This is a genomic window from Micromonospora maritima, assembly GCF_902825405.1.
Classification (GTDB): domain Bacteria; phylum Actinomycetota; class Actinomycetes; order Mycobacteriales; family Micromonosporaceae; genus Micromonospora; species Micromonospora maritima.
This window is the reverse complement of the sequence record NZ_CADEAU010000010.1, coordinates 12,210-35,839: the sequence shown is the minus strand read 5'-3', so window position 1 is coordinate 35,839 and position 23,630 is coordinate 12,210. Positions and strand designations below refer to the sequence as shown.

At 72.5% G+C, this 23,630-nt stretch carries 30 protein-coding genes and 1 pseudogene; 17 read left to right on the top strand and 14 right to left on the bottom strand.

The window, feature by feature from the left end:
• Positions 1-241: pseudogene (locus tag HUW36_RS03080) on the bottom strand (aminoglycoside phosphotransferase family protein); the annotation flags it as partial.
• 86 nt (positions 242-327) lie between these two features.
• On the opposite strand from HUW36_RS03080, the gene HUW36_RS03075 reads away from it, so the two are divergent.
• The 4 genes from HUW36_RS03075 (at position 328) to HUW36_RS03060 (ending at position 3,123) form a co-directional block, all read left to right on the top strand.
• The gene (locus tag HUW36_RS03075) at positions 328-966 is read left to right on the top strand and encodes a hypothetical protein (RefSeq protein ID WP_174526682.1); all 639 of its coding nucleotides are present in this window, start codon (positions 328-330) and stop codon (positions 964-966) included.
• A gap of 59 nt (positions 967-1,025) precedes the next feature.
• Positions 1,026-1,976 (top strand): S66 peptidase family protein, encoded by a 951-nt coding sequence (locus HUW36_RS03070; RefSeq protein WP_217428757.1) that lies wholly within the window; start codon positions 1,026-1,028, stop codon positions 1,974-1,976.
• A 40-nt stretch (positions 1,977-2,016) separates the two neighbouring features.
• Complete coding sequence (locus HUW36_RS03065; RefSeq protein ID WP_174526687.1) at positions 2,017-2,394, top strand: MmcQ/YjbR family DNA-binding protein; 378 nt, start codon at positions 2,017-2,019, stop codon at positions 2,392-2,394.
• A 90-nt stretch (positions 2,395-2,484) separates the two neighbouring features.
• Positions 2,485-3,123, top strand: a complete 639-nt coding sequence (locus HUW36_RS03060) for a HEPN domain-containing protein (RefSeq protein WP_174526680.1) — start codon at positions 2,485-2,487, stop codon at positions 3,121-3,123.
• Between the two features lie 70 nt (positions 3,124-3,193).
• Here the strand turns inward: HUW36_RS03060 and HUW36_RS03055 are convergent, their stop codons facing one another.
• The 3 genes from HUW36_RS03055 to HUW36_RS03045 form a co-directional block, all read right to left on the bottom strand.
• The gene (locus tag HUW36_RS03055) at positions 3,194-4,570 is read right to left on the bottom strand and encodes a CoA transferase (protein ID WP_217428756.1); all 1,377 of its coding nucleotides are present in this window, start codon (positions 4,568-4,570) and stop codon (positions 3,194-3,196) included.
• A 50-nt stretch (positions 4,571-4,620) separates the two neighbouring features.
• Positions 4,621-5,274 (bottom strand): tetratricopeptide repeat protein, encoded by a 654-nt coding sequence (locus tag HUW36_RS03050; RefSeq protein ID WP_174526678.1) that lies wholly within the window; start codon positions 5,272-5,274, stop codon positions 4,621-4,623.
• A gap of 76 nt (positions 5,275-5,350) precedes the next feature.
• Complete coding sequence (locus tag HUW36_RS03045) at positions 5,351-5,896, bottom strand: GNAT family N-acetyltransferase (RefSeq protein WP_174526677.1); 546 nt, start codon at positions 5,894-5,896, stop codon at positions 5,351-5,353.
• Between the two features lie 179 nt (positions 5,897-6,075).
• Here HUW36_RS03045 and HUW36_RS03040 point away from each other — a divergent pair, with 179 nt between their 5' ends.
• Both HUW36_RS03040 and HUW36_RS03035 read left to right on the top strand, forming a co-directional pair.
• Entirely contained in the window at positions 6,076-6,801 is a 726-nt protein-coding gene (locus tag HUW36_RS03040) for a DinB family protein (RefSeq protein WP_174526676.1), read from the top strand.
• A gap of 81 nt (positions 6,802-6,882) precedes the next feature.
• Positions 6,883-7,617, top strand: coding sequence for a hypothetical protein (locus tag HUW36_RS03035; RefSeq protein ID WP_174526675.1), 735 nt, complete (start codon positions 6,883-6,885; stop codon positions 7,615-7,617).
• 61 nt (positions 7,618-7,678) lie between these two features.
• On the opposite strand, the gene HUW36_RS03030 is transcribed toward HUW36_RS03035, so the two are convergent.
• Positions 7,679-8,503: a hypothetical protein gene (locus HUW36_RS03030; RefSeq protein WP_246247824.1), complete on the bottom strand. Its 825-nt coding sequence runs from the start codon at positions 8,501-8,503 to the stop codon at positions 7,679-7,681.
• 49 nt (positions 8,504-8,552) lie between these two features.
• Between HUW36_RS03030 and HUW36_RS03025 the strand changes: the two genes are divergently transcribed.
• Complete coding sequence (locus HUW36_RS03025; protein ID WP_246247823.1) at positions 8,553-9,098, top strand: DUF4240 domain-containing protein; 546 nt, start codon at positions 8,553-8,555, stop codon at positions 9,096-9,098.
• A gap of 44 nt (positions 9,099-9,142) precedes the next feature.
• Positions 9,143-9,598, top strand: coding sequence for an NUDIX domain-containing protein (locus HUW36_RS03020; protein ID WP_174526672.1), 456 nt, complete (start codon positions 9,143-9,145; stop codon positions 9,596-9,598).
• 83 nt (positions 9,599-9,681) lie between these two features.
• Here the strand turns inward: HUW36_RS03020 and HUW36_RS03015 are convergent, their stop codons facing one another.
• The gene (locus HUW36_RS03015; RefSeq protein ID WP_174526671.1) at positions 9,682-9,924 is read right to left on the bottom strand and encodes a hypothetical protein; all 243 of its coding nucleotides are present in this window, start codon (positions 9,922-9,924) and stop codon (positions 9,682-9,684) included.
• 69 nt (positions 9,925-9,993) lie between these two features.
• Here HUW36_RS03015 and HUW36_RS03010 point away from each other — a divergent pair, with 69 nt between their 5' ends.
• Together HUW36_RS03010 and HUW36_RS03005 are read left to right on the top strand one after the other, a co-directional pair.
• On the top strand, positions 9,994-11,184 hold the full coding sequence (locus tag HUW36_RS03010) for a lactonase family protein (RefSeq protein ID WP_217428755.1): 1,191 nt from the start codon (positions 9,994-9,996) through the stop codon (positions 11,182-11,184).
• A gap of 142 nt (positions 11,185-11,326) precedes the next feature.
• Positions 11,327-11,890 carry a dihydrofolate reductase family protein gene (locus HUW36_RS03005; RefSeq protein WP_174526670.1) on the top strand — a complete coding sequence of 188 codons (564 nt, stop codon included), beginning with the start codon at positions 11,327-11,329 and terminating at the stop codon, positions 11,888-11,890.
• A 72-nt stretch (positions 11,891-11,962) separates the two neighbouring features.
• Here the strand turns inward: HUW36_RS03005 and HUW36_RS03000 are convergent, their stop codons facing one another.
• On the bottom strand, positions 11,963-12,847 hold the full coding sequence (locus tag HUW36_RS03000) for an aminoglycoside phosphotransferase family protein (RefSeq protein ID WP_174526669.1): 885 nt from the start codon (positions 12,845-12,847) through the stop codon (positions 11,963-11,965).
• 100 nt (positions 12,848-12,947) lie between these two features.
• Between HUW36_RS03000 and HUW36_RS02995 the strand changes: the two genes are divergently transcribed.
• Positions 12,948-13,460 carry a ribonuclease FAU-1 family protein gene (locus HUW36_RS02995; protein WP_174526668.1) on the top strand — a complete coding sequence of 171 codons (513 nt, stop codon included), beginning with the start codon at positions 12,948-12,950 and terminating at the stop codon, positions 13,458-13,460.
• A gap of 14 nt (positions 13,461-13,474) precedes the next feature.
• On the opposite strand, the gene HUW36_RS34290 is transcribed toward HUW36_RS02995, so the two are convergent.
• The 3 genes from HUW36_RS34290 to HUW36_RS02980 all read right to left on the bottom strand — a co-directional run bounded on the left by HUW36_RS34290 (position 13,475) and on the right by HUW36_RS02980 (position 16,408).
• Positions 13,475-14,575: a pentapeptide repeat-containing protein gene (locus HUW36_RS34290; RefSeq protein ID WP_246247821.1), complete on the bottom strand. Its 1,101-nt coding sequence runs from the start codon at positions 14,573-14,575 to the stop codon at positions 13,475-13,477.
• A gap of 75 nt (positions 14,576-14,650) precedes the next feature.
• A complete protein-coding gene (locus tag HUW36_RS02985) occupies positions 14,651-15,841 on the bottom strand; it encodes a serine hydrolase domain-containing protein (protein ID WP_174526667.1) in 1,191 nt (396 codons plus the stop codon).
• A 69-nt stretch (positions 15,842-15,910) separates the two neighbouring features.
• The gene (locus HUW36_RS02980) at positions 15,911-16,408 is read right to left on the bottom strand and encodes a DinB family protein (RefSeq protein WP_174526666.1); all 498 of its coding nucleotides are present in this window, start codon (positions 16,406-16,408) and stop codon (positions 15,911-15,913) included.
• 97 nt (positions 16,409-16,505) lie between these two features.
• On the opposite strand from HUW36_RS02980, the gene HUW36_RS02975 reads away from it, so the two are divergent.
• Positions 16,506-17,045, top strand: a complete 540-nt coding sequence (locus HUW36_RS02975; RefSeq protein WP_174526665.1) for a GNAT family N-acetyltransferase — start codon at positions 16,506-16,508, stop codon at positions 17,043-17,045.
• A 192-nt stretch (positions 17,046-17,237) separates the two neighbouring features.
• Positions 17,238-17,411: a hypothetical protein gene (locus HUW36_RS02970; protein WP_174526664.1), complete on the top strand. Its 174-nt coding sequence runs from the start codon at positions 17,238-17,240 to the stop codon at positions 17,409-17,411.
• 3 nt (positions 17,412-17,414) lie between these two features.
• Here HUW36_RS02970 and HUW36_RS02965 read toward each other — a convergent pair whose 3' ends face one another.
• Entirely contained in the window at positions 17,415-17,681 is a 267-nt protein-coding gene (locus HUW36_RS02965; protein ID WP_174526663.1) for a hypothetical protein, read from the bottom strand.
• A 123-nt stretch (positions 17,682-17,804) separates the two neighbouring features.
• Here HUW36_RS02965 and HUW36_RS02960 point away from each other — a divergent pair, with 123 nt between their 5' ends.
• Both HUW36_RS02960 and HUW36_RS02955 read left to right on the top strand, forming a co-directional pair.
• A complete protein-coding gene (locus HUW36_RS02960) occupies positions 17,805-18,437 on the top strand; it encodes a GNAT family N-acetyltransferase (protein WP_174526662.1) in 633 nt (210 codons plus the stop codon).
• A 123-nt stretch (positions 18,438-18,560) separates the two neighbouring features.
• Positions 18,561-19,166 carry a class I SAM-dependent DNA methyltransferase gene (locus HUW36_RS02955; protein ID WP_174526661.1) on the top strand — a complete coding sequence of 202 codons (606 nt, stop codon included), beginning with the start codon at positions 18,561-18,563 and terminating at the stop codon, positions 19,164-19,166.
• Here the strand turns inward: HUW36_RS02955 and HUW36_RS02950 are convergent.
• Both HUW36_RS02950 and HUW36_RS02945 read right to left on the bottom strand, forming a co-directional pair.
• On the bottom strand, positions 19,156-19,761 hold the full coding sequence (locus HUW36_RS02950) for a YdeI/OmpD-associated family protein (protein ID WP_174526660.1): 606 nt from the start codon (positions 19,759-19,761) through the stop codon (positions 19,156-19,158). The genes HUW36_RS02955 and HUW36_RS02950 overlap by 11 nt on opposite strands.
• Positions 19,762-19,792: 31 nt before the next feature.
• Positions 19,793-20,656 carry an alpha/beta fold hydrolase gene (locus HUW36_RS02945; RefSeq protein ID WP_174526659.1) on the bottom strand — a complete coding sequence of 288 codons (864 nt, stop codon included), beginning with the start codon at positions 20,654-20,656 and terminating at the stop codon, positions 19,793-19,795.
• 59 nt (positions 20,657-20,715) lie between these two features.
• On the opposite strand from HUW36_RS02945, the gene HUW36_RS02940 reads away from it, so the two are divergent.
• Positions 20,716-20,970, top strand: coding sequence for a hypothetical protein (locus HUW36_RS02940; protein ID WP_174526658.1), 255 nt, complete (start codon positions 20,716-20,718; stop codon positions 20,968-20,970).
• Positions 20,971-21,058: 88 nt separating this feature from the next.
• Positions 21,059-22,279: an ROK family transcriptional regulator gene (locus HUW36_RS02935; protein WP_174526657.1), complete on the top strand. Its 1,221-nt coding sequence runs from the start codon at positions 21,059-21,061 to the stop codon at positions 22,277-22,279.
• Positions 22,280-22,295: 16 nt separating this feature from the next.
• Here the strand turns inward: HUW36_RS02935 and HUW36_RS02930 are convergent, their stop codons facing one another.
• Complete coding sequence (locus tag HUW36_RS02930; protein WP_174526656.1) at positions 22,296-23,597, bottom strand: low temperature requirement protein A; 1,302 nt, start codon at positions 23,595-23,597, stop codon at positions 22,296-22,298.
• Positions 23,598-23,630 lie beyond the last annotated feature (33 nt).

The following is a 23,630-nucleotide window of genomic DNA, read 5'->3' as shown; positions in this document are numbered from 1 at the left end:
AGGCCGCCGGCGACGCCGTCGACGGTTCGCCGAGGCGGCCGAGCGCCGTGCCGGGCAGGGCGGCGAGCGCGAGTACGGGCGGCCGGCGCCACAGGATCTCGGGGGTGCGCAGCGGCACCAGGGCCATCGCCTCGACCTCGACGTCGGTACGCGCCGGGTCGGTGTCGATCTTCAAAAACACCTCGCCGACGCGCAGGGTCGCCCGCTCCGTATGGGCGACGACGACCTCGATCTGCTCCACGGCGCCATTGTTCCGGCGTCGGCCGTCGCCGGTCACCCGGTTTTGCCGGGCTCGACCGCTTCCGGCCCGGGTACGGTTCTGCGATCATGTGCGCCGTGCCCGGCTTCTGCTTCAAGACGACATGGCTGGCGGTCCGCGGCCGTACCGTGCGGGAGGTCGCCGACGCCCTCGACCTGCGCGAGCGGGAGACGCTCGACTGGGCCACCGGCACCGACCGCGCCTACGCGCAGGGCGTGTACGTGGCGGAGCCCGTACCCGGTTGGGTCCTGGCCCACGGCCGGCTGGACCTGCCGCCCGGCCTCGACACGACGGAGCCGGAGTTCCGCGACTGGCTGCGGGAGCTGAGCCGGACGCTCGGCGAGGTGCAGTTCTTCGTCACCGAGCGGGTCCCCGACTACCACCTGTGGGCGCGGGCGGTGGACGGTGACCTGCTGCGCGCCTACTGCTTCATCGGGGAGCGGGGCGAGGTGCCGCTGGTCGTGGGTGACCCCACCGTCGTCGAGATCGAGCGGAACGTCGGCATCCGCCGCCGCGAGCCCGGTATGGAGCACTGGTCGGACGACGAGTTGGACCGGTGGCACGAGGCCATGCCCAACGAGTTCGACGTGATGGCGATCGCCGGCAGCTGGAGCGTCGACCCGAGCCGGATCGACGACGCCACGGTGACCGGCGACGGCATCTTCGGCCGGCCGCCGACGGGTTCTAAGGGAACGTGGGGACGTTGACCGGACCCGCGTTGCCCCCACTGCTTCGACCGCGAGCCCTGCGCCCCGGAGACCTCGTCGTGATCGCCTCGCTGTCCGGGCCGCTGCACGCCGCCTACGAGCCCGACCTCGACCGGGCGGTGGCCGTGCTGGAAGGGATGGGATTCCGGGTGCGTCGGGCGCCGCTACTCGAGGCGGGTCGGCGCCACTGGTGGAGCGCGGGAACCCCGGCAGAGATCGCCGAGGAGTTCAACGCGCTGCTGCGCGACCCCGAGGTACGCGCCGTGGTGGCGCACGACGGCGGTCAGACGGCGCTCGGCTACCTCGACCTGATCGACGTCGAGGCGATCACCGCCGACCCCAAGCCGATCCTCGGCTACAGCGACATCTCGCTGCTTCACCTCGTGCTCTACGCCCGTACGGGCCTGGTCGGGTTCCACGCCGATCTGGCCACGCCGGGGCTCGGCGGGGCGTGGCAACGGGTGCCCGAGGCGCGCCGGGCGGAACTGGAGCGCCTCTACTCGACGCTGCTCACCGGCACCGAGGCGATCGGCGCGCTGCCCACCACCTCGTCGTGGGAGTGCTGGCGCGCCGGTCGGGTGGAGGGCCGACTGGTCGGCGGCGTGCTCAACCGCATCATGCGGACCCAGGCGACCCGGTACGCGCTGCCGCTCGAACGGTTCGACGGCGCGGTGCTGTTCTGGGAGGAGATGGGCGGCGTCGCGTCGTGGGTGTGGAGCGACCTGCAGGTGCTGCGACACTGCGGCATCCTCGATCGGATCGCCGGCATGGTCGTGGGCGTCCCGCACGCCATCGAAGGGCTCGGGGCACCCGACCCGACCCTCGCCGAGATCGTCCTCGACGTCCTCGGCGACCGGGACATTCCGGTTCTGGGTAACGTCGAGTTCGGACACGCGGGCCCGAACCTGCCGATGCCGGTCGGCATCCGTATCGGTCTCGACGCGGGGCAGCGGAGGCTGTCGCTGCTCGAACCGGCGGCGTGCGCGGGGCCTGGAGACACGTCCGGTTAGGCTGTGCCGATGCGGAAGGCGGTGTTCCGGGGTGACCGCCGTGGTTGACGCGGACGACGTCCGGCGGGTGGCGTCGGCGCTGCCCCACGTGGTCGAGATCGACAGTGACGGCTTCGACTTCCGGGTCGCCGACAAGGGGTTCGTCTGGTCCTATCCCGAACGTACGCCCGGCCGGCCGCGACGCATCCGCACCGACATCGCGGTGCTCTACGTGGGCGACGAGGCGGAGAAACAGGCGCTGCTGCTCGGCGAGCCCGATCTCTTCTTCACCACGCCCGCGTATGACGGTTTTCCGCTGGTCATGCTGCGGTTGGCGCACGTCGACGTCGAGCGTCTGACGGAGCTGGTCACCGACGCGTGGCGGATGCGCGTCCCCGACTCGCTCGCCGGCGACCTCGACGGGGGCGTCGGCGCCTGATCCCTCGCGTGGGTGGCTGACCGGGCCGGGCCGACCCGGCCGACGTCGACGCGGGTCACGGATCGCGGCCCTTTCGGATAGGTTCCGGCGATGCCCTCGAACGCAACGTTGGTCTTCGAGAAGCTGGAGCGGGATGTCGACGCCCTGCTGACGCTGCACAGCGGTTCCGGATCCCCGGGCCGCCCGAAGGGGAACAACGCGCCCCTGCTGCGATCGGCGCTCGTGGTGCTCGTGACCGCGTGGGAGAACTACGTCGAGCAGGTCGTCGGCGAGGCGGTCGAACAGGTCGTTCCCGCGGTCTCGGCCGATCCGAGCCTGTTGTCGCCGTTCCTGCGGGCGGCGGTGGCGAGCAAGGCCGAGCGGTCCGTCTGGGCGGTCATCGGGGACGGCTGGCTCGACGTCGCCGGAAAGCGGGTCCGGCACGAGATCGAGACCTTCAACAACGCCGCGAGCCGACAGGTGAACGACCTGGTCACCAAGGCGCTCGGCATCGAGAACGTCCTCGACGCGGTCGCCTGGCGGCAGTACGACGCCGGCTCGGCCCAGGCCGAGCTGACCTCACTCGTCAACGAGGTCAGAGGCGAGATCGTGCATCGCGGCACCACCCCGGGCAGCCTGGATCTCGACGGCGTCCGCTCGTGGCGGAGCTTCGTGAACAACCTCGTGGCCCGCTTCGACGCCGCACTGGCGGAAGCGGTCGCCGAGCGGTACGGATTCCGCCCCTGGTGAGGCCGCCGGCTCGCCGTCGGACCGGGTGGCTCGTGTGGTGGTTCGTCCCCAGCGTCGGGCCCGCGGGCGGTCAGCTCCACCTGGGCGGCGCTTGGGCGTAGGCGGGTGGTAGGTGCGGCCAGGTCAGCGGACGGTCGTCGAGTCGGCCCGGCGGGCTGATCGCGCTCCACCCGTTTCCGAGGGCGATCCGGTAGGTCTCGACCGGGCGCTCCGGATCACCGGCCGCGTCGCCCCTGCCCGACGTGACACCCTGGTCGAGCAGCCACCGTGCGGTCCGGACGAGGGACACCGACACGTGGGTGGCCTCGCCGGTGCGGGCGCGTCGCGCCAACGCGGCCAGCGCGCCGGCGGCGATGAGATAGCCGGTGGCGTGGTCGAGCAGTTGGCAGGGCAGCGCGCCGGGGCGGACGCCGTCGGTGCTGGCGGCCCAGCCGATGCCGGTGGCGATCTGCACCAGGCTGTCGAAACCGCGCCGGGTGCCCCAGCTTCCCTCCGTTCCCCACGCCGAGAGCGTGACGACGACGGTGCCGGGGTGCCGCTCGGCGACCTGGTCCGGGTCGAGGCCGAGGCGGCGCAGCGCTCCGGGCCGACAGCCGGTGACGAGCACATCGGCCTGGTCGAGAAGGCGGTGCAGGACGTGGCGGCCGTCGGCCGTCCTGGCGTCCAGACTCGTGCTCGCCTTGCCGATCACTCCGTCCAGCGCGTGCAGCGGCAACTCCGGACGGTGCGGATCGTCGACCCGGAGCACGTCGGCGCCGAGCGCCCCCAGCATCCGGGTGCCGACGGGGCCGGCGATGACCCGGGTCAGATCCAGCACCCGCACCCCCGACGCCGGCAGCGGGCCCGGTGCGGCCAGTGGCGGCGACCCGCGGCCGAGCGGCGCCATGGCCACGAGCGGCGCCGCCTCCGCCGTACCGTCCCGGCTGTCCGCACGCCACCGGTCGTGGGTACGGGCCGCGACGGCCAGCCCGCCGGCGGCGTACACCGCGGTTTCGACATCGCACGCCGAGCGCGCGGCGATCACGTCGGCCACCCGAGTCTGCACCTCGTCGTCCGGACCGTCGTCGATCCCGAGGGAGGACAGCAGAGCCGCCCGGTGCCACGGATAGTTGGCATGGGTACGCACCCAACCGTCCGCGGCCCGCCACAGCCGGGACAGTGGGGCGAAGCCGTCGATCCCCCGTCCCTGCGCGTCGCGGAGCCAGACCTCGCTGCGCATCGCCGCCGCCACGTGGTCCGCGTCGAGCGTGACGTCCGGCCGCCGGCCGGTGCGTGCGGAAGCCAGGTCGGCGGCAGCCGCGAGACAGGCACTCACGGACGCGGTCGCGCACTCGGCGACGGCGAGCGGTGACGCCAACGCCGCCGGTTGCGGATCTCCGACCAGTCGGGGGCCGACGGCATCCGCCAGCCCCAGATCCGCCACCACGTCGTCGAACAGCGTCGCCACCCGGACATCCTCGCCGAATCTCCGCATGGACGGGGCGCTGACGGGCGACGTCACATCGTTGTTCTCGCCTGCTCGATGTGCCGCACGACGGCGTGCGCGCCGTGCGAGCGGGCGACGGTGTGCGCCTCGTCGAGTGTGGCGAGCGCCTCCGCCCGGCGGCCCTGAGCCGCCGCGAGGTAGGCCAACCCGATCATGTTGGAGGCCACACCGGGCAGGTTCCCGATCTCACGGCGCAGGCGGGACGACTCCTCCAGATGCTTCCGCGCCTCCTCCCACCTGCCGGCGGTGTGTGCCGCGATGCCCAGGTGCCGCAGCGCCTCCGCCTGGGTCCGCCGGTCTCCGGTCTCGGCCGCCAGCCGACACGACCGTTCCAGGTGCGGCAGCGCGGTCTCGTCGTCACGCCTGACGAACTGGTGGAGACAACCGATCCAGAACAGCGCCTCGGCCTCGCCACGGGTGTCGCCCAGCGCTCGATAGCGCTCAAGTGCGCGCTCGAACAGGGGGAGTTCGGCGGGATCCTCGGCGGCCGGCGCGTCGGCGGCGGCCTGGTAGCGGGCGTGCAGGATCCTGCCACGCGCCAACGCCACATCGGCCTCGACCGCGTCCAGGGCCTGCTCGGCGTCGCCCAGACCGCTGGTGTCTCCGCTGTACACCGCCTGCTCGTAGGCGCTTCTGGCTCGTTCGATCCGGTCTTCAGCGCTCATCGCCGCCCCGCTCCTGCACGCGTGCCCGGCAGTGTACATCCATCGGGGCCGGGCCCGGACTGTCGTCGAGAACCGTTCAGTCGCAGCCAGGAATGAGGCTGTAGACGTACATGTCCTTGCGCTCGGCCCCCACCTGCTGCCAGCTGCGCAGGAGTCCTTCGCGCTGGTAGCCGCAGGCTTCCGCGGCGCGCCACGAGGCCTCGTTCCACGGTTCGACGAACAGCTCCAGCCGCTTGACGTCGTCAAGCGAACGAGCCCACCTGGTGAGAGCCCGCAAGGCGGCCCGGACGTAACCCCGGCGTCGATACTGCGGCGCGATCCAGTAGCCCGTCGATGCGCGCCCGGTGGAGATGTGGTCGGTCCAGAGGCCGATGTTGCCCACCGCTTCGTCGGTTTCGGCGTCTGCGATCGCGAAGGAGTAGCCGGACCCTTCGGTGAGCCGTTGGTGCTGCCGTTCGAGGTAGGCAGCGACGTCCTCGTGGGTGCCGGAGGGCGGCACCGACGTGACGAGGGGAATGAGCGGATCCGACGCGACCGAGGCGATGAGCGGGGCGTCGTCCCGCCGAAACTGCCGCAGGTGCACGGGCGGCTCGTCGAGACACGGCATCCTCTTCGGCAGCATGCCCTGATCGTGGACCTCGAGAGCGTGCGCGGAAAGACCGTCGTAGGGGTGCGTGCCGCTCTCGTGGAGGGGGTTGCGATGGGGTGGACCGAGGATCTCTCGATTCCGCTGTCGTCGATGCTCAGATGTCGGTCCCGCGCGCTAGCATCACCGCGATCGCCGCCGGGAGGAGAGACGTCATGGCCCAGAGCGACGTCAGCACGTTCGAGGACAGCGACCTGCGGGGCGCGCGGTTCACCAGGTCGACGCTGGCCGGCGCGGTGATGCGCGGCGTCGACGTGCGCGGGCTCGACATCGACGCGCCGTGGCTGGCGGACGGCGCACTGCTGGTCAACGGAGTCGACGTGGTGCCGCTCGTCGAGGCCGAGCTGAACCGGCGGTTCCCCGGGCGCGAGCGGAAGAACGCCACGGACCCCGACGGGCTGCGCGCGGCGTGGGCGGCGCTCGAGACGGCCTGGTCGGCCGCGGTGCACCGGGTCGAGTCCATGCCCGAGGGTGCCGCCGACGTCTCGGTCGACGGCGAGTGGACGTTCGCGCAGGCCCTGCGCCATCTCGCGTTCGCCACCGACGCGTGGCTCGGCAAGGCGATCCTGCGACTGCCGCAGCCGTTCCACCCGCTCGGGCGGCCGCACGCCGAGTACGAGACGGACGGCTACGACATGTCGATCTTCGCCACCGCGCAGCCGGGTTTCGCCGAGGTGCTCGCGCTGCGGGCCGAACGGCAGACCATGGTGCGGGACTTCCTCGCGCGCGCCACGCCGGAGCTGCTCGCCGAGCCCCGGCCTTCGGCGTGGTCACCCGATCACGAGAAGTCGGTCGTGCACTGCCTCCACGTGATCCTCGACGAGGAGTGGGAACACCTCCGCTTCGCCGTGCGCGACCTCGACGCGCAGGAGCAGGAGTAGGACCCACGCGCGAGCCCTCGACCACGCCGTCGACGCCGGCGCTGGTCCGCCGGGTGGTTGCCGCACTGCCATGATGACGAGGTGATCATCCCCGGATACCTGGACGGGTACACACCGCCGATTCTGCGCTCGCCGTTGGTCGACGGAGCTGACGTGATGTCGCACGCGCTGTTCTGGCCCGCGTTCCTCGCCACCGTCGGTGGAGCCGCGTCGGCGCCGGACGCCTTCGGAGTCGATCCGGCCGACCTGGAGCAGATAGTCGACGTCCTCCTCGACCCGTACGAATGGCCGGTGTTCTCGTTACCACTCGCCGGACCCTGCCGTCTGCATGTCGTCATGCGCAACGCCGACGGCGACGGAGGCGTCGACTACGTGCTCGATCCCGGCACCATTGGCGCGTCGATCCCGCTCGCCTGCCTGGACGGGCACTTCCGAGGGCCGGCCTTCGCGTGGCGGGACGTGGTCGCCGCAGCCCACCAGCCGGACCCGGAGCACACCCCGGCCGAGCGGTTGCTCATGCTCGTTCCGGCCAGTGCCGACAGCGACCGGCCGCAGCACGCCGTCGACCTGGTCGCGGAAGCCCTGGTCGCCCTCGGGGCCCGGTCCGGCGTACGTCAGACCGGCGAAGAACTGCTCAACAGCAGCAGGTACTGGGCGCCGTGCCGATGGGCGTACGTCGACGGCAGCCTCGTCGGCCTTGGACCGCACACCTACCGCCGTCACGGGGGCGAGCTGTCGCCGGAACAACTCCGCCTCGTCACCGCCGCGCTCCGGCCGCACCCGGTCGGCGGCCAGCTTCTTTCCCCGAACGGGTAGGCGTCCCGGGGTGGCATCGGCGGCCAGGTAGCGGCCCCGTTCTGGCCGTGTTCGATCGAGGTCAGACCTCGCAGGTCCAGGGTCGCCCGAGGGCCGGGCGTACCGCCAAGTGCCCGGGCGGCAGGTCGAGGACGTCCATCAGGCTGGGATCCTCGTCGACGGCGTGGTGCAGGTGCCGGAGCCTGCCGTTGCTGCCGACTGCGTCGCTGGACCCGATGAGTTGCCAGAGCCCGTCGTCCGCATCGTGACTGATCCGCAGAACCGGCTCGTGACGTTCGAAGACCTCCGGGGTCTGGATGCAGGTGGTCCCCAGCAGCCAGTGTCGCATCCACCAGGCGCGCCGGTCGTGTGCCATGACGTGGTCGGTGACCCACCAGACGAACGGCAGGTCCTCGTGGGCACGTGACTGGTCCGCGGTCAGGTCGGGACCGCCCTGCGGGACCCGCTCGAACGGCTCGTCGACGAGCGAGAACGCATGGCTGTCCTCATTGACGAAGATGACGGCGTGGAAGGTGCCGCCGCCGGGGTTGCCGGCACCGATCCCCACGGACAGGCGGGCGACGTGCGGGTCCGAGCCGGTCACCCAGCCGAACGCGTACGACGCCAGCTCACCACCCGGCCCCACGAACTCGCCGAACGCACGCCGGTCCATGCCTGTCACATCCGACGTCGGCACCTCGACGAGCGTGCCCTCCCGCACCTGGATCTCCACGCCGGCAAGATACTCGCTCGAGAACTCCCCAGCCACGGGCGCAGGCCCGGCGTCTGACGGCTCGGTCTCGCCGCCGTCATCCACGGCGAAGGAGGTGCGGAGGTCGAAGAGGTCGTCCGGGTGGGCGTGCTCGGTGTCCACGGCGCGTTGCCAGCACGTGTCCTCCGAACGCACCTGCCGCGGGGTCTCCGGCACGCGGAGTCGGCTCGCTAGGCTCTGCGCCGTGGAGTGGGAGGGCTTCTGGCGGATCGTGGAAGGCGCCCGAGCGGAGGCGGGCGCCGACACGGAACGCGTCGCCCAAGTGCTTCTCCGCCGCCTGCGCGCGTTGACCCCGGACGAGATCGAATGGTTCGATGACCTGTGGCTCCAGGCGCAGGACAGCCTGTACCGCTGGCCGATCCGGGACGCCGCGACACTGCTTCTGGGCAGCGTGGACGACGACGACTTCTCCGCCGTGCAGGACTGGATCCTGTCGCACGGAAGGCCTGTCGTCCGGCTCGTGCAGAACGACCCGGACAGCCTTGTCGAGTTGGCGTCCGACCGGCACAACGCGCGGATCGACTGGTTCTGCGGTCTCCCTCTCGATGCGCACATCGCCGCGACCGGGGCTCCGTTCGCCATCGACGGCCCGTCCGGACCCGAGACACCGGTGGGAGCGCCGGGCGACCTGACCGACGAGACCCGCACCCGGCAGCGGTTTCCCAGGATCACGGCCTACCTCGACCGTAATCCGTGGATCCAGCGTCCGTGGGAGCGCGGGACCGACTGACCGGCGTGAGCGAGCCTGTCGTATCCCTGTGCTCCAATCCCGTCATGCATGTCGTCGTCTGTGGCGCGCTCGTGGAGAACGGCGCGGTCCTGCTGGTGCACCGCAGCCCGACCCGGCGGGCCTACCCGGACCTGTGGGACCTGCCCGGTGGGCACGTCGAAGCGGGCGAGTCGGAACGACAGGCCCTCGCCCGCGAGATGTTCGAGGAGCTGGGCGTGCGCATCGCGACGGAGTCCTCGTCGCGGTTGGGCGACGTGCGCGTCGGCAGTGGGGAGAACGCCGTGCTCATCAGTGTCTGGCACGTCGGAGGGTGGGCCGGTTCTCCCACCAACCGCGCACCTGACGAGCACGACGACATCGCCTGGGTCGGGATCGGCGAGCTGGCCGGGCTTCGCCTCGTGCACGGTGCACTGCCGGCACTGCTCCGCCGCCTCCCCGGGCCTGATCGGCCCTATCGTCGCGAGTCGGCATCGACCACCGCGTCGCCGAGCGGTCCCTGACCGCCGCGCGCCCGCCCGACGGTCGCGTGACCGCTGGCGCCGGCTACCGCGCACGGTGACCGATCAGCTCGCGGGGATCCGGGTCAGGCGGGGTGGCGCAGGTAGGCCGCGGCGATCACGCGCAGCGCGTAGGTAAGGCCGACGTAGCGCTCGTCGGAGGGATCCATGGCCTGCCACTCCTGAGCGAGCAGGTCGACCTGGTCGAGCATCGGCAGGTGGCTGTCCAACAGCGCGTCCGCACCGAAGCGGTGTGCGACGTCGGCGTACGCATGGTTGTCCTCCGAGTTGCACCGGCGCAGGTAGGCGACAAGCTCACGGTCGTTCACCCGGCCAGTCTGACGGATGAGCGGTGGCGGGGGCCTCCGTCTTGTGCCCGTCACGACTACGGTGTGCCGGTGGAAACCCTGGCCCAGGTGCGCTCCGAAGCCACGCTCGAACGGTTGCTGTGCCACCCCGAGCTGCCGTTGGTCGCCGGCTGGGACACCGACCGCCCGGCGATCCGGATCTGGGAGCACACGGCCGGGCAGCTGCGGGAGGTCGGCGGCGTCGGTGCGGACTCGGCCGGCTACGACGCCGTCGGCCGCGACCGGTTCCGGCGGACACCCTCCGCCGCCTGGCATCCCCGCGAGCCGCGGCTGGTCGTGGCGGACGGCACCAGCACCGTCTGCTGGACTCCGTCGGGCGTCACCACCGTCGACGGCGTGCCGCCGACCGGCTACCGGCGGCACGTGGTGTTCGCTCCGGACGGCCGGGGACTGTGGCTGTCGCCCGCCGGCGGCGAGGACGGCGGGGAGTCCTCCGTCGCGCTCGACATCGCCTCCGGCGCCACCACGGTCGGCCCGCGCTGGGACACCGGAATCGTCGCGCACCCGGGCGGTGGCCTCCTGGCCACCCTGCAGAGCGACCAGGGTGCCACGCTCGTCCTCTTCTCCCGGGACGACGGACCGGTGCTGCGGCCTCTGCGGCGGGCGTTGATCCTCGACTGCGACGGCTACGGCACGCCGATCTTCAGCCCGGACGGACGGCATCTCGCGGTCCGGGGCAACGCCTACGACCATTCGCTGGAGGTGTTCGGGTTTCCGTCGTTGCGCCGCGTTCTCGGCCTCACCCTCGGTGACCCGAATCCGGGTTACCCGTACCCGCAGGAGTGGCTGGACGGGATGCGGGCCTGGTCGCGTCACAACGTCGCATTCGGACCGACTCCGGGTGTGCTCTGGATCGGCACGCCGGGGGGTGTCGTCGTCGAGGCCGACATCGACGGGGCACAGGTGACCGAGCACGAGGTACTGCCGGGATCGGCGGTGACCGCACTGACGGCCGCCGCCACGGGTGAGCTGGTCGTTGCCGGCGCGGGCACGCTTCTGGTGCTCTCGGATCGCCGGGCCGACCGGACCGAGAGGGAGGCTGCCGCGGTGACCGAGTTCCTCGCCGGCACCACCGAGGCTACGACCGTCGACCTGGACCACCTCGACCTCACCGACGGAAACCGCACCTGGCAGCCCGGCGATCTGGAGACGGTCACGGACGTGTCGGACAGTGACCCGACCTGGTTGAGGATCCAGGCAGCGATGAACCGCCGCACCTGATCGCGGCGCCGTCCCGGGAAATCCTCGTCCGAACGGCGTCGCATCCGGGCCGCGTCGATCGTAGAACAGGCGGAGGACGGAGACGTCCGGCCCGATCCCGCAGACCAAGGTGACACGTGGACGTGCACCGGAAGGTAGAGGCATGGCAAAGCTGATCTACGTGACGAACGTGTCGCTCGACGGCTACATCGAGGACGAGGGGGGAGCCTTCTCCTGGTTCCCGCGCGACGACGAGGTGTTCGCGTTCACCACCGACATCCTGCGGTCGGCGGGGACGTTCCTCTACGGGCGGCGCCTGTACGAGATGATGGCCGTCTGGGAGACCGACGCCTCGCTGGGCGCCCAGTCCGATCTCACGGCCGAGTTCGCCCGTACCTGGAAGGCGGCGGACAAGGTCGTCTACTCGACGACTCTCGCCGAGGTGTCGACGGCCGCCACCCGCATCGAGCGCCGGTTCGACCCCGCCGCCGTCCAGCAGTTGAAGGACACGGCTGGCAGTGACATCACCATCGGAGGCGCCGACCTCGCCGCACAGGCCATCCGGGCGGGGCTGGTCGACGAGTGCCGGTTGCTCGTCTGGCCCACCACCGTCGGAGGCGGTAAGCCGGGACTGCCCACCGGGGTACGCACCGACTACGCGCTCCTCGACGAGCGTCGCTTCGACAACGGCGTCGTCCACCTCCGCTACCGCCCGCTCCACCACTGACCAGGGGCACCGCCCCTGTCACCGGGGCACCGCGGTCGCGGGGACGAGCGGGCCGGTGGGCGTTCGCGCAGCTCAGTCGTTGCGGTGACGCACGATGTGGTCGATGGAGCGGAGAGCGTCCGCGCGGTCGTCCTCGCTGATCAGGTCCCACAGGTCGGCCAGCCAGTAGAGCGAGCCCGACAGCATCCAGGCCCACCCGCGTACCCAGGTCGCCTCGTCGAAACCGAGCGCCTCCCGGTAGGCGGCCCGGGCGCGGGCATCGAACAGGCTCCAGCCCGGCCGCACCTCGACCGCCGGGTCGCCGCGGCCGAGAGCACCGAAGTCGATGACGCCGGTGAGCCTGCCCCGCTCGACCAGCAGGTTGCCGCCGAGCAGGTCACCGTGCAGCCACACGGGTGGTCCGGGCCACTCGTCCGCCGCCATCGCCTCGTCCCACGCGGCGGTCACCGCCCGCCGGTCGATCCGGTCGCCCAGCGCCGCGATCGACCGGCGGGTCAACTCGTCCCGCTGCGCCAGGGGGACGCCGCGCTGGATCCCCTCCTTGACCGGCCCGTCCATCGGGTCGATCGCGATCATCGCGCGGACGAAGCTCGCGAGGTCGACGGCGAGGTCGACGAGGTCCGGCCCGGCTTCCGGGTTGTGCCCGTCCAGCCACGGGACGACGGTCCACGGCCACGGATAGTCCCCGCCCGGCTGGCCGACCGCGACCGGCACCGGCACTGGCACCGGCAGGTGCGGCGCGAGCCGGGGTAGCCAGGTCGCGTCGGTCGCCACCTGGTCGACCGCCCACGGCGCCCGTGGCAGCCGCGCCGTCAGCGAGTCGCCGAGCCGGAACAGCGCGTTGTCGGTGCCGGTCAACGGCTGGGCGACGATCGGCAGATTCGACCATTGCGGGAACTGCTCGTCGATCAGAGCGTGAACCTGCTCGACAGCGACGACGATCTCTCCGGGGCGCACCGCGCGACCGTAGAGCCCGCTCGATCGTCCTGTCGATCGAATTCGCCGGGTCCGGGGTCGGTGGGCGCCGCGTCGGAGTGCGACTGCCTAGGCTGCTCGGGTGAGCGACAGGACGGCCGCCGAGACCGTACGTCTATCCAAGATCAAGCGCCCCGGTGGTGTCTTCTGGTTCGACCTGCGGTGCGCCGGGCAGGACCGCGACGGCACGTGGCTGCGCGGTCCCGTCGGTTCGGCCTGGGGTGCCCCGCACGACCGCGGCACCCTCTCCGTACCGGTGGTGGTGTTGCTGGCACCGGATCGGCCGTGGGCGGCGTGGTGGGTCGGCGATCCCGCCGACCGGCGACTGGAGATCGACGTGTGCCGGCCACCGGAGATCACCGAGAGTGGCTGGCGGTACGTCGACCTCGAACTCGACCCGGTGTGGCACGAGGCCGACGGGCGGGTCGAGATCGAGGACCGGGACGAGTACGACGACGCCTGCCGCAACGGCTGGATGGGCGCGGACGACGCCGAGCTGGCCAGGACCACGGCGCAGCACTGCGCGGACCTGCTGCGCCGGGGGACGGATCCCTGGCTGCGCCGCGGATGGCGGCTGCTCGGCCGGGCGGTGTGAGTTTCCCAGCCCGGTCACGGGATCGATCGGAGCTTCGGGGCCTTCGTCGTGATCCCGGGCGGTTGGAGCAGGGGCGGCGGCTCGGGACCGGGGTCGTCGGTGACGACGACGCCGGCGCCGAGGGCATCGAAGTCGGCCGGCCATCGGGTGAGGTCGCTGGCGAGCGCGCCGTCCAACCGCGCCTCGGTGAGGGTGGCGGTGCCGAGGTCGGCCCCGCGCAGGTCGGCCAGACGCAGGTCGGCGCGGTGGAAGACCGCGCCGTCGGCCCTGGTCTTGCGCAGGTTCGCCTCGCGGAGGTCCGCCTCGCGAAGATCGGCGTCGCGCAGGTCGGTCTCCACCAGCCGGGCCCCGCGCAGGTCGGCTCCGACGCACCGGGCGCGGCGTAGGACGGCGGTCTTGAGGTCGGCGTGTCGCAGGTTCGTCGACACCAGGGACGACTGGGTGAGGTTGGCGTGGAAGAGGCCCGCCGCCTCCATGCAGGCCCGGTCGAGGTTGACTTCCGGCAGCCAGAGCCCGTCGCCGTCCGCCCGGCGGAGATCCGTGTCGCTGAGGTTGACCCAGCGCTGTTCCCGGTGGTGCTGGCACAGCACGCCCAGCCCGGTCAGCGCGACCTGGGCGTCGGCGACGCGCGTCTCCAGCGGCGCGACGTCGTTGATGTCGGCGTCCGCCGCGGGCGCTCCCGCACCGGGCGGCGGCCACGGCAGGTGGGTGCGCAGGAAGGCGGCCTGGATCGAGATGACCGCCTCCCGGTCGCGGGCGGAGTGTTCCGCGATCCGCCACAGCGCGTGCAGCCCACCGATGCGTACGTCCAGCTTGTCGCTGCCGAGCTGGTCGACCGCTCGACTGAAGCGGTCGGTCAGGTTGCTCTCCTGGGTGGCGCGCAGGCTGTCCTGACTGACCCGGAGCTGCCGCCAGGTGGCGTAGGCGCCGAAGAACAGCACGACGCCGGCGAGCGCCTGGAGCATCGTCTTGCGGACCTCACCCACCGCGGTCAGCCGGTCCTGGACCGGGACGCTCGCCCCGGCCAGGTCGTGCCCGACGACCAATCCCGGCAGCACCACGAACGCCGCGCCGAGAGCGGCCAGTCCGATCACCCCGCCCACGACGGCTGCCACCGCGCGCCGCCTGACCGGAAGACCGCCTCGGCGTCGCCCGCCCTGGCCCGGCGCGTGCGGTTGCCCGGTCACGGGTCAGTCGTCGATCGACTGGTAGACGGCGGTCCAGAGGTCGTGCCACATCGGCAGCGTCTGGTCGCCGGCGTGCGCACGCTGCATCATGACGATCGTCGTCATGTCCTCGGCGGGGTCGTTGTACCAGGCGGTGCCGTAGAAACCGGGCCACCCGTAGCTGCCGACCGAGGGCCCGAGCTGCGTGCGGCGGGTGCGGACCGACATCCCGAAACCCCAGCCGATGTCGTCGAAGTATCCGGGCCAGAAGCCGGACGTCGCCTTCTGGGCCGAGGTCAGGTGGTCGCTCGTCATCAGCGTGACCGCCGGCCGGGACAGCACCCGCCCGCCGTGCTGGGCGCCCCCGGCGAGCAGTGCCGAGGCGAAGGCGAGGACGTCGTCGGCGGTGGAGACCAGCCCGCCGCCGCCGGACTCGAACGCCCGGGGCCGGCTGAAGCGCCCGTCGGGGCCGTCCTCCACGACCGGCCCGCCGGTGGGGGCGTCGTCCCTCTCGTACGCCGTGGCCAGCCGTTCGGTGTTCCCGGCACCCACGCTGAACGCGGTGTCCTTCATGCCGAGCGGGTCGCAGACGCGCTCGCGTACGGCGTCGCCGAAGGACATGCCGGTGGCCCGGGCGACGAGCACGCCTGTGACATTGGCGGCGACGTCGTACATCCAGCGCTCGCCGGGCTGGTGGACCAGCGGAAGCGCGCCGAGCTGACGGATCCACCCGTCGGGTGACGAGTAGTCGAGCGCGTCCAGGGCGTCGGCGATCGGGACGGTGCCCGGCTCGGCGGGGACCATGCCGGTGCCGAGGGTGCCGACCAGCAGGTCCCGCAGCGTGATCGGGCGCCGCGCCGCGACGGTGGCGTCCAGCGGCCCGTGCGGGTCGACCAGCACGGTCATGCCCGCCAGCTCGGGCAGGAGTTCGTCGACCGGGTCGTCGAGGCGCAAGGTGCCGTCCTCGACCAGCGTCATCACGCACGCGGAGACGATCGGCTTCGTCATCGAACCCAGGCGGCATATCGTGTCGACCGCCATCGGCGTGCCCGACCCCGGGCCCTCGAACGCGAGCCGGCCCACCGCCTCGACGTGCACGTGGCCGTGGCGGGCGACCACGGTCACGACTCCCGGAACGAAGCCCGTGTCGACGTGCCGGTCGAGCAGGTCGCGCAGCCGCACCAGCCGCTTCGGCGAGAGGCCACCACCGGTCATCGCTCTCCTCCTCGTCCGGCCCACTGCGCAAGGTACCCGCCGCGCGGCTGTCGCAGGTGCCCTCGCGCGTCAGCCGGCGTCGATCTGCTCCCGGAGAATGTCGGCGTGCCCACAGTGCTGGGCCAGCTCCCGCAGCACGTGCAGGTAGACCCAGCGCAGCGGGAGCGGTCCCCGCCGGTGCCCGGTGAGGACGTCGTCGAGGCCCAGCGACGCGGTGGCCCGGCGGGACGCCGTGCAGGCCGCGCGGTGTGCCTGCCGGACGCCGGCGATCGTGTCGCGGTCGTCGAGCAGGAACGAGTCCTCCGACCGTTCGGGGATGCCGATCTCGGCCCGCGACCGACCCGTGACGGCCTCGTCGAACCAGACCTTCTCCACGAAGGTCACGTGCTTCACCAGACCCAGCAGCGTGGTCCGGGAGGCCACCAACGACCGGCGCGCCTGTTCCTCGGTCAGCCCGTCCAGGCAGCGGTCGAGTGCGTCGCGGTGTTCGTCGAGGAACGCCTCGAACTGGGCCCGGGCGGGCTGCGCGACGACCTCGGCGGCGAAGGTGGGCGGAAACGACGGCATGGGCGAAGCATTCCAGACCGGCGTGCGGCACCGGTGGACGACGCGACCGGCGACAAACCCGGTCGTGGCGCCGTACCCCGGCTGTTAGCGTCGCGGCATGTTCGCCACCGACCGGGTCCGACTTCGCCCGCCCACGCCCGACGACGCGCCGGACCTGTTCCGTCTGCACAGCGATCCCGAGCTGCACCTGATCACCGACGGCGACCCGTTCGTGCCGCACCACGTCGGTCAGGTCCGGGCCCGGCTGGAGAAGCGGGCCAGCGAGCCGGCCGATGAAGACAGTCCGGTGTCGCTGCTCGTCGAGACCGTGGCGGACGGCACGTTCCTCGGCAGCAGCACGCTGTGGGGTATGAACGTCTTCAACAGGTACGCCCACCTCGGCATCACGCTGCTGCCGGAGGCGCGCGGCCAGGGTTACGGGACCGACGTGATCCGGCTGCTCTGCCGGTACGGCTTCCGCAACCGCAACCTGCGCCGCCTGGAGCTGGAGACGCTGGCCAGCAACACCGCCATGCGGCGGACCGCGGAGAAGTGCGGGTTCGTCCACGAGGGCACCCAGCGGGAGCGCGAGTACGACGGCGACGGCTTCGCCGACATGGTGGTCTACGGCCTGCTGCGGCGCGACTGGACGCCGTAACCGGACCGGCGGTGCGGGACGTCACGGCCGGGCGTACCGCGGCACGTACTCCTGGCCGGACAGCTCGGCCACGGCAGCCCTGACGGCGTCGGTGCCGACCAGGCCACCGGGACGACCGGCGCGCCGGGCGACGGTCGATCTGAGCTGGGCGCCCGCCGGAGCGTTGCACAGGCGGTTCCTGGGCTGGCTGCGGTGAGCGTGCTGCGGGCCGGGGACGAGAAGTTCCACTACAGCGACGGGTCGCACCGGTGGGTCGCGCCGGGGCCGGACTACGACCAGGCGGTGTGGGACGAGCAGGTCCGCCAGCACAAGCTCGGCCACCTGCGCGACGAGCGGCCGAGGGTACGCATCCACAAGGTCGTGTGAGGTTCAGGCGCCGGCGGAGGTGTCCGAGCCGTAGGCGGTCTGGTGCATCGTCGTCGTGTCTCCGCCACCGCCCTGACCTCGGATGGTGCCCTTGCCGGAGCGCCGGCGTCGGCGCTGCATCTCGGCCATGGCCCGCCGGGCGTCCCGCAGCACCGGGTCGTCCGTCGAGGCGCGGGCCGCGCGGCGGCGTCGGACCACGACGACCGCCGACACGGCAACGACGAGCAGCGGTACGCCGCACAGGACGACCCAGAGCCAGGACGCCGTCATGGTCCACTCCCAACCGTCCGTTGTCCGCGTCATCTCAGCATGGCCCACCGACGCCACGCGTCGCCGACCCGTTCGCGGAAGAATCCGATCGCGGTGTCCGGGCGCTCGTGCGAGGGTGGCCGCATGCCTCAGCCGATCTTGCGTACCGACCGCCTGCTGCTGGTTCCCCTCGCCGACCGGCACCTGGAGCTGGAGGTCCAGCTCGACTCCGACGCCGAGGTGCTCCGCTACCTCTACTCCCGGCCCCGCACCAGGGACGAGGTGGTCACCTCCCACGCGCGACGACGGGGACTGGCCACCAGGGTCGACGGCCTGGGCTTCTGGATGGCCTTCGGGTCCGACGGCGGCGCGCGCGGCTCGACGGCCCCGGCGGCGGAGGACGAGGGCGAGTTCGTCGGGCTCATGATGCTGCCGCCGGCCAACGGCCCCGACCAGCCCGACGACCCCACCGTCGCGGAGCTGGGCTACCGGCTCGCGCGCCGCTACTGGCGCCGGGGCCTGGCCAGCGAGGCGTCCCGGGTCCTGCTGCGGCACGCCTTCGACACCGTCGGGCAGCGCCGCGTGATCGCCCAGACGATGACCGTGAACGCCGGCTCCCGTGGGGTGATGGAGGCGGTCGGCATGCGGTACGTGCGCACCTACTTCCCGACCTTCGACGAGCCGGTGCCCGGCGCGGACCAGGGTGAGGTCGAGTACGAGATGACCCGCGAGATGTGGGAGCACGTTCCGGCCGCGCCCCCACCGGTCGCCTCATAGGATCCGCGTACGACAACGACGACGCCCTGTTCCGCGGCGCGACGCTCGTGCAGATGCTCGGCGTCGTCGTCCTGATCTTCGGGCTGCCGGTCAGCTTCGGCGCCGACCCTCTATCGTCGCCTGGTGACGACCACGGATCAGGTCCGCCGGGCGTACGCGTCCGTCGCGGACCTCTACATCGAACTGTTCGGCACCAGCGGGCAGGTGCACGCCGACGACCTCGCCTTCATCCGTGCGCACCTGGCCGGGCGGCCCGGTCCGGTGCTCGACGCGGGTTGCGGGCCCGGTCACCTCACCGACCACCTCCGCTCGGCCGGGGCCGACGCCACCGGCCTCGACGTCGTCGGCGAGTTCATCGCCCACGCCCGGGCCGCCTACCCGGACGGCAGCTACCTGCGCGGCTCGATGGCGGATCTGCCGTTCGCCGACCACCGCCTCGCCGGCATCCTGTCCTGGGGCTCGGTCATCCACCTGCCACCGGACGACCTCGACGACGTGCTCGCCGAGTTCCGCCGGGTCACGGCCCCGGGCGCGACGCTGGTGTTCGGCATCTTCGTCGGCGACGAGGTGGCCGCGTTCGACCACAAGGTCGTCACCGCCTACCGCTGGCCGGTGGACGCGTTCGCCGACCGGCTCGCCCGGGCCGGCTTCGCCGAGGTGGCGCGCCTGCACCGGCCCGGCGACGGCGTGCACCGCCCGCACGCGGCCGTGGCGGCGGTCAGGGCGTGACCGGAGGCCTGGCCTTCTGCGGATGAGGCGTCTCGTGGCGCGCCAGCATGGCCACGAACTCGGCGATCTTGCGCGCGCGGGTCTCCGCCCGCTTGACCGCGTTGAGGCGGTGCACGATCGAGAACCGGTTGGTCTTGGTGAGCACGTCGAACATGGCCTGGGCGGCGGGGACCTCGGCGATCGCGGCCAGCAGGTCGGCCGGCACCTCGGTCTCCGACGGCGGGGCGTAGGCGGCGTCCCACCGACCGTCCGCCTTCGCGGCCTCCACCGCGGCCCGGCCCGCGGGCGTCATCCGGCCCTCGGCCTCCAGGCGGGCCACGTGCGCGACGTTGCGCTGCGACCAGGCGCTGCGGGCCCGGCGCGGGGTGAAGCGGATCCAGGACGTCTCGTCGTCCCGCTTGCGGGCCTGACCGTCGATCCAGCCGAAGCACAGCGCCTCGTCGACCGCCTGTTGCCAGGTCAGGGTCGTGACGGTGCCGCCCTTGCGGGTCAGGGCCAGCCAGACACCGGGGGACGTGGTGTGGTGGTCCGCCAACCACGCGCGCAGCGCCTCCGCGTCCGGCACCACCAACTCGTCAAGCTCCGCGCCCGCCATGACGGCAGGGTAACCGCCACCTCCGACGGAATCAGGCGAGAAAGCGGTGCACCGCCTCGGTCAGGTCGTCCGGGTTCTCCTCGGCGACGTGGTGTCCGGACTCGATCGGGTGGCCGCGCAGGTCGTCGGCCCAGGGCCGCCAGAGCGCCAGTGGATCGCCGTAGAGACGTTCCATGTCGTCGCGGGTCGACCACAGGAACAGCGTCGGGCAGCGGACGGTGCGCCCGGCCCGCCGGTCGGCCTCCTCGTGCTCCCGGTCCACCCCCAGCCCGGCGCGGTAGTCCTCCAGCATCGCCCGGACCGTCGCCGGGTCGCGGACGGCCTCCAGGAACTCCCGGTGGTTCTCCGCGCCCATGCTCTCGGGCCGGGCCTTGGCCGCGTACCAGGCGTCCGGGTCGGCGGTGATGACCCGCTCCGGGACGTCCGGCTGGGCGAAGAAGAACCAGTGGAACCACTCGCGCGCGAACGTCGCGTCGCACCGCGCCAGCGCCTCGCTGATCGGCACGCCGTCGAGGACCACCAGGCGGTCGACCGCCTCCGGGTGGTCCAGCGCCAGGCGCAGCGCCACGTAGGCGCCGCGATCGTGCCCGACCGCCGCGAACCTCGGATGGCCGAGGAGGTCCATCAGCCGCCGCAGGTCCGCCGCGACCGTCCGCTTGGACTGCTGGGAGTGGTCCGGGCGCAGGTCCGCCTTCCCGGACCGCCCGTAGCCCCGCATGTCCGGGCAGACCACGGTGAACCCCCGCGCCACCAGCCGCGGGGCGACCCGGTGCCAGGTCGCCCCGGTACGGGGATGGCCGTGGACGAGGAGGACGGGCGGGCCCTGACCCGCGTGGCGCACCCGCAGCTCCACCTCCCCGACGTCGATCCGCTCGTCGGTGAAGTCGTCGAACATGCGCCACAGGTGTCCGGGCGGGCCGGTCGGCAAACCCCCACGCGGGCGATACTGGCGGGATGGCGACGATCTTCGACCGGGCGGCGGCGGAGGCGGCGCAGGAACGCGGCGACTGGGCCTCGGCGATCGCCCTGGTCGAGGCGTTCGCCGAGTGCTACAGCCGCGACCCCGACCGGCACGACGCCCACCTGTGGCACCTGGACCTGCTGGTCCGGGCCGGCCGGCTCGGCGAGCTGGCCGAGCGCGCCGGGACCGACGTCCACGCCCGACGCCGGCTGGACCGGGCCCGGCGCGAGCGCGACGCGTCGGCCTGACCGGTCGTCCGCACGCCCGCCGCCGGACCGCGCGGCGTCGTCGGCCGTCTATCCTTGTCGTGCCAGTTGCCATCCGACGGAGTGGTCGATGCTGAACGGTCCGGCTGTGGACCGACCCCCGGCGGGGGACAGCCACCGGCGCAACCTCGCCGCGTTGCTCCGGCGTGTCCACCTGGGCGGCCCGGTCTCCCGGGTCCGGCTGGCCGAGTGGCTGGGCGTCAACCGCAGCACGGTGCTGGCCCTGACCGGCGAACTCGTGGCGGCGGGACTCGTCCGCGAGGAGCCGGCCCCGACCGCCGGGCGGACGGGCCGACCGTCCCTGCTGGTCCGGCCGGCGTCGGACGCCGTGCACGTCCTCGCCTTCGACATCGCGGTGGACCGGCTCGTGGCCGCCCGCGTCGGTCTGGGCGGGGTGGTGGCCGCCCGCCTGGAGGCGACCAGGCCGAGGGCCGGTGCCGACCTCGACTTCGTGGTGTCCGTGCTCGCCGACCTCGGACGGGCGTTGCACCACGGCGCCCCACCCGGATCGGTGTGCGTGGGGGTCGGGGCGTCCTACTGCGGGATGATCCGGCCGGGCGACGGACTGGTGCGGTACGGGCCGGACCTCGGCTGGGTGGACCAGGCGTTCGGGGTCGAACTGGCCCGGCGGTTGGACCTGGGCCTGCCGGTGCTGGTCGGCAACGAGGCCCACCTCGGCGCGGTCGCCGAGCACCAGCGGGGCGCCGGCGTCGGGGTGCGCAACCTGGTCTACCTGCACGGCGACGTCGGGGTGGGCGGCGGGATCATCGTGGGCGGGGAGCTGCTCGGCGGGGACGGCGGATACGGCTCCGAGGTCGGCCACATGCTGGTGAACCCCTACCGGGGTCGGCCCTGCGGTTGCGGTTCCCGCGGTTGCCTGGAGGCCGAGGTCGGTGAGCGGGCGCTGCTCGACGCGGCCGGCCGACCGGCCGGCAGCATCGGGCGGGTCGCGGTGCGGGCCGTGGTCACCGACGCGGCCCGGGGCGACCCGGCCGCCCGGGCGGCGCTGCGACACGTCGGGGACTGGTTGGGCATCGGGGTGGCGAACGTGGTCAACCTGTTCAACCCCGGCGTGGTGATCTTCGGCGGCACGCTCCGCGAGGTGTTCCAGGGCTCGGCCCCGCACGTCCGCCGCCGGATCCGGGCCAACGTGCTGCCCGTGTCGCGGGACAAGGTCGAGTTGCGGGTGTCGGCGTTCGGTGACGACACCACTCTGATCGGCGCCGCCGAGCTGGGCTTCGCGCCGCTTCTCGACGATCCGCTCGGAAACCGCACCGCCGCGGCGAGCTGAACCGGGTGGCGCGTGTTCACAGCCGGCGGGCCCGCCACGGGTTCAGCTCGGTCTCCACCAGCTTCTGCTCGTCCAGTGCCACCTGACGGACCTCCCGCCGTAGCGGCCCGGTCAACCGGAGCTGAACGGCCACGACGCCGAGCGTGACGCCGGCGAGCAGCGCCAGCGCGGCCAGTTCCGGCACCCGGTAGGCCACCGGCACCAGTGCGGCGAGGACCAGGGCTGCTCCCAGCAGCGTCCGGTCGAGTCGGCGCAGCGCGCGTAGCTCGATCGTCGCCAGGGCGAGCACGAAGAGGATCACCCCGCCGTAGAGCAGGAGTGGATGCAACTGACCGGGTCGTTCTGCACCGCTGGGGTGCTCGGCGTGCAGCAGGATGCCCAACAGCCGCTCGAGGCTGACGGCGAAGAGGATGACCCCGACGGCCAGCGGCAGGTGCAGGTAGGTGTAGACGTCCCGCGCGAGCGGGATCCGGCCCGGCCCGCGTACGCCGTGCAGGCGTTGTTCCACCGCCGCGGCGATCCAGTCGAAGTACAGCCACCAGAGCGCGGCGATCACGATGATGCCCAGCGCCGACGCGAGAACCGTCGACAGGCCCACCGGGCGGCCGTACTGCGCCGACGCGCCGATCCCCAGCGCGATCACGGACTCTCCGAGGGCGACGAGCACGATCAGCGCGTGCCGCTCGGCCGCGTGCCCCACCGAGCGCAGCCGCCAGCCCGTCCGAGCGAGCAACAGTCCGCCCAGGTACTCCAGCACCAGGGCGACGATCCAGAACCCGATCCGCACGTTCTGCACCGCGCCGGCTGCCACGACCCGCTGTGGCACCACCGCCGCCAACAGGATGACCACCGTACTGACCAGCGCCGGCCCGACGAGCAACAGCGCGGGCAGGCGTGGCGTGCCCTGCGCCCGCACGATGGTCCAGAGTGCGGTCGCCTTCAACCCCCAGGTCATGAGGTACGCCACGGCGAACAGCCACGGGCCGTAGAGGCCGCCCGGCTCGTCGCGGAACGCCACACCCACGCTGACCGCCAGGAGGAACACCGGCACCATCATGCCGAGCCCGATGACTGGCATGACGCCCTCGTCGGACCGGACCGCGTTGCCGATCGTGGCGAAGCCGGTCCAGCACCACCACAGCAGGACCAGCACGAGCAGCGCCTCCAGCAGCGACTGCACGGTGAGGTTCTTGCTGGTGAGGATGGAGACGTTGAAGAACGCGAAGACGAACACCAGGTCGTAGAAGAGCTCCAGGCGGGTCGCTCGGGTGCCGGGCCCACCCCAGCTGATCAGCTGGGACCTGATGATCCTCCCCATACGGGCATTATCGGCGCAGAAAGCGGGCGAATG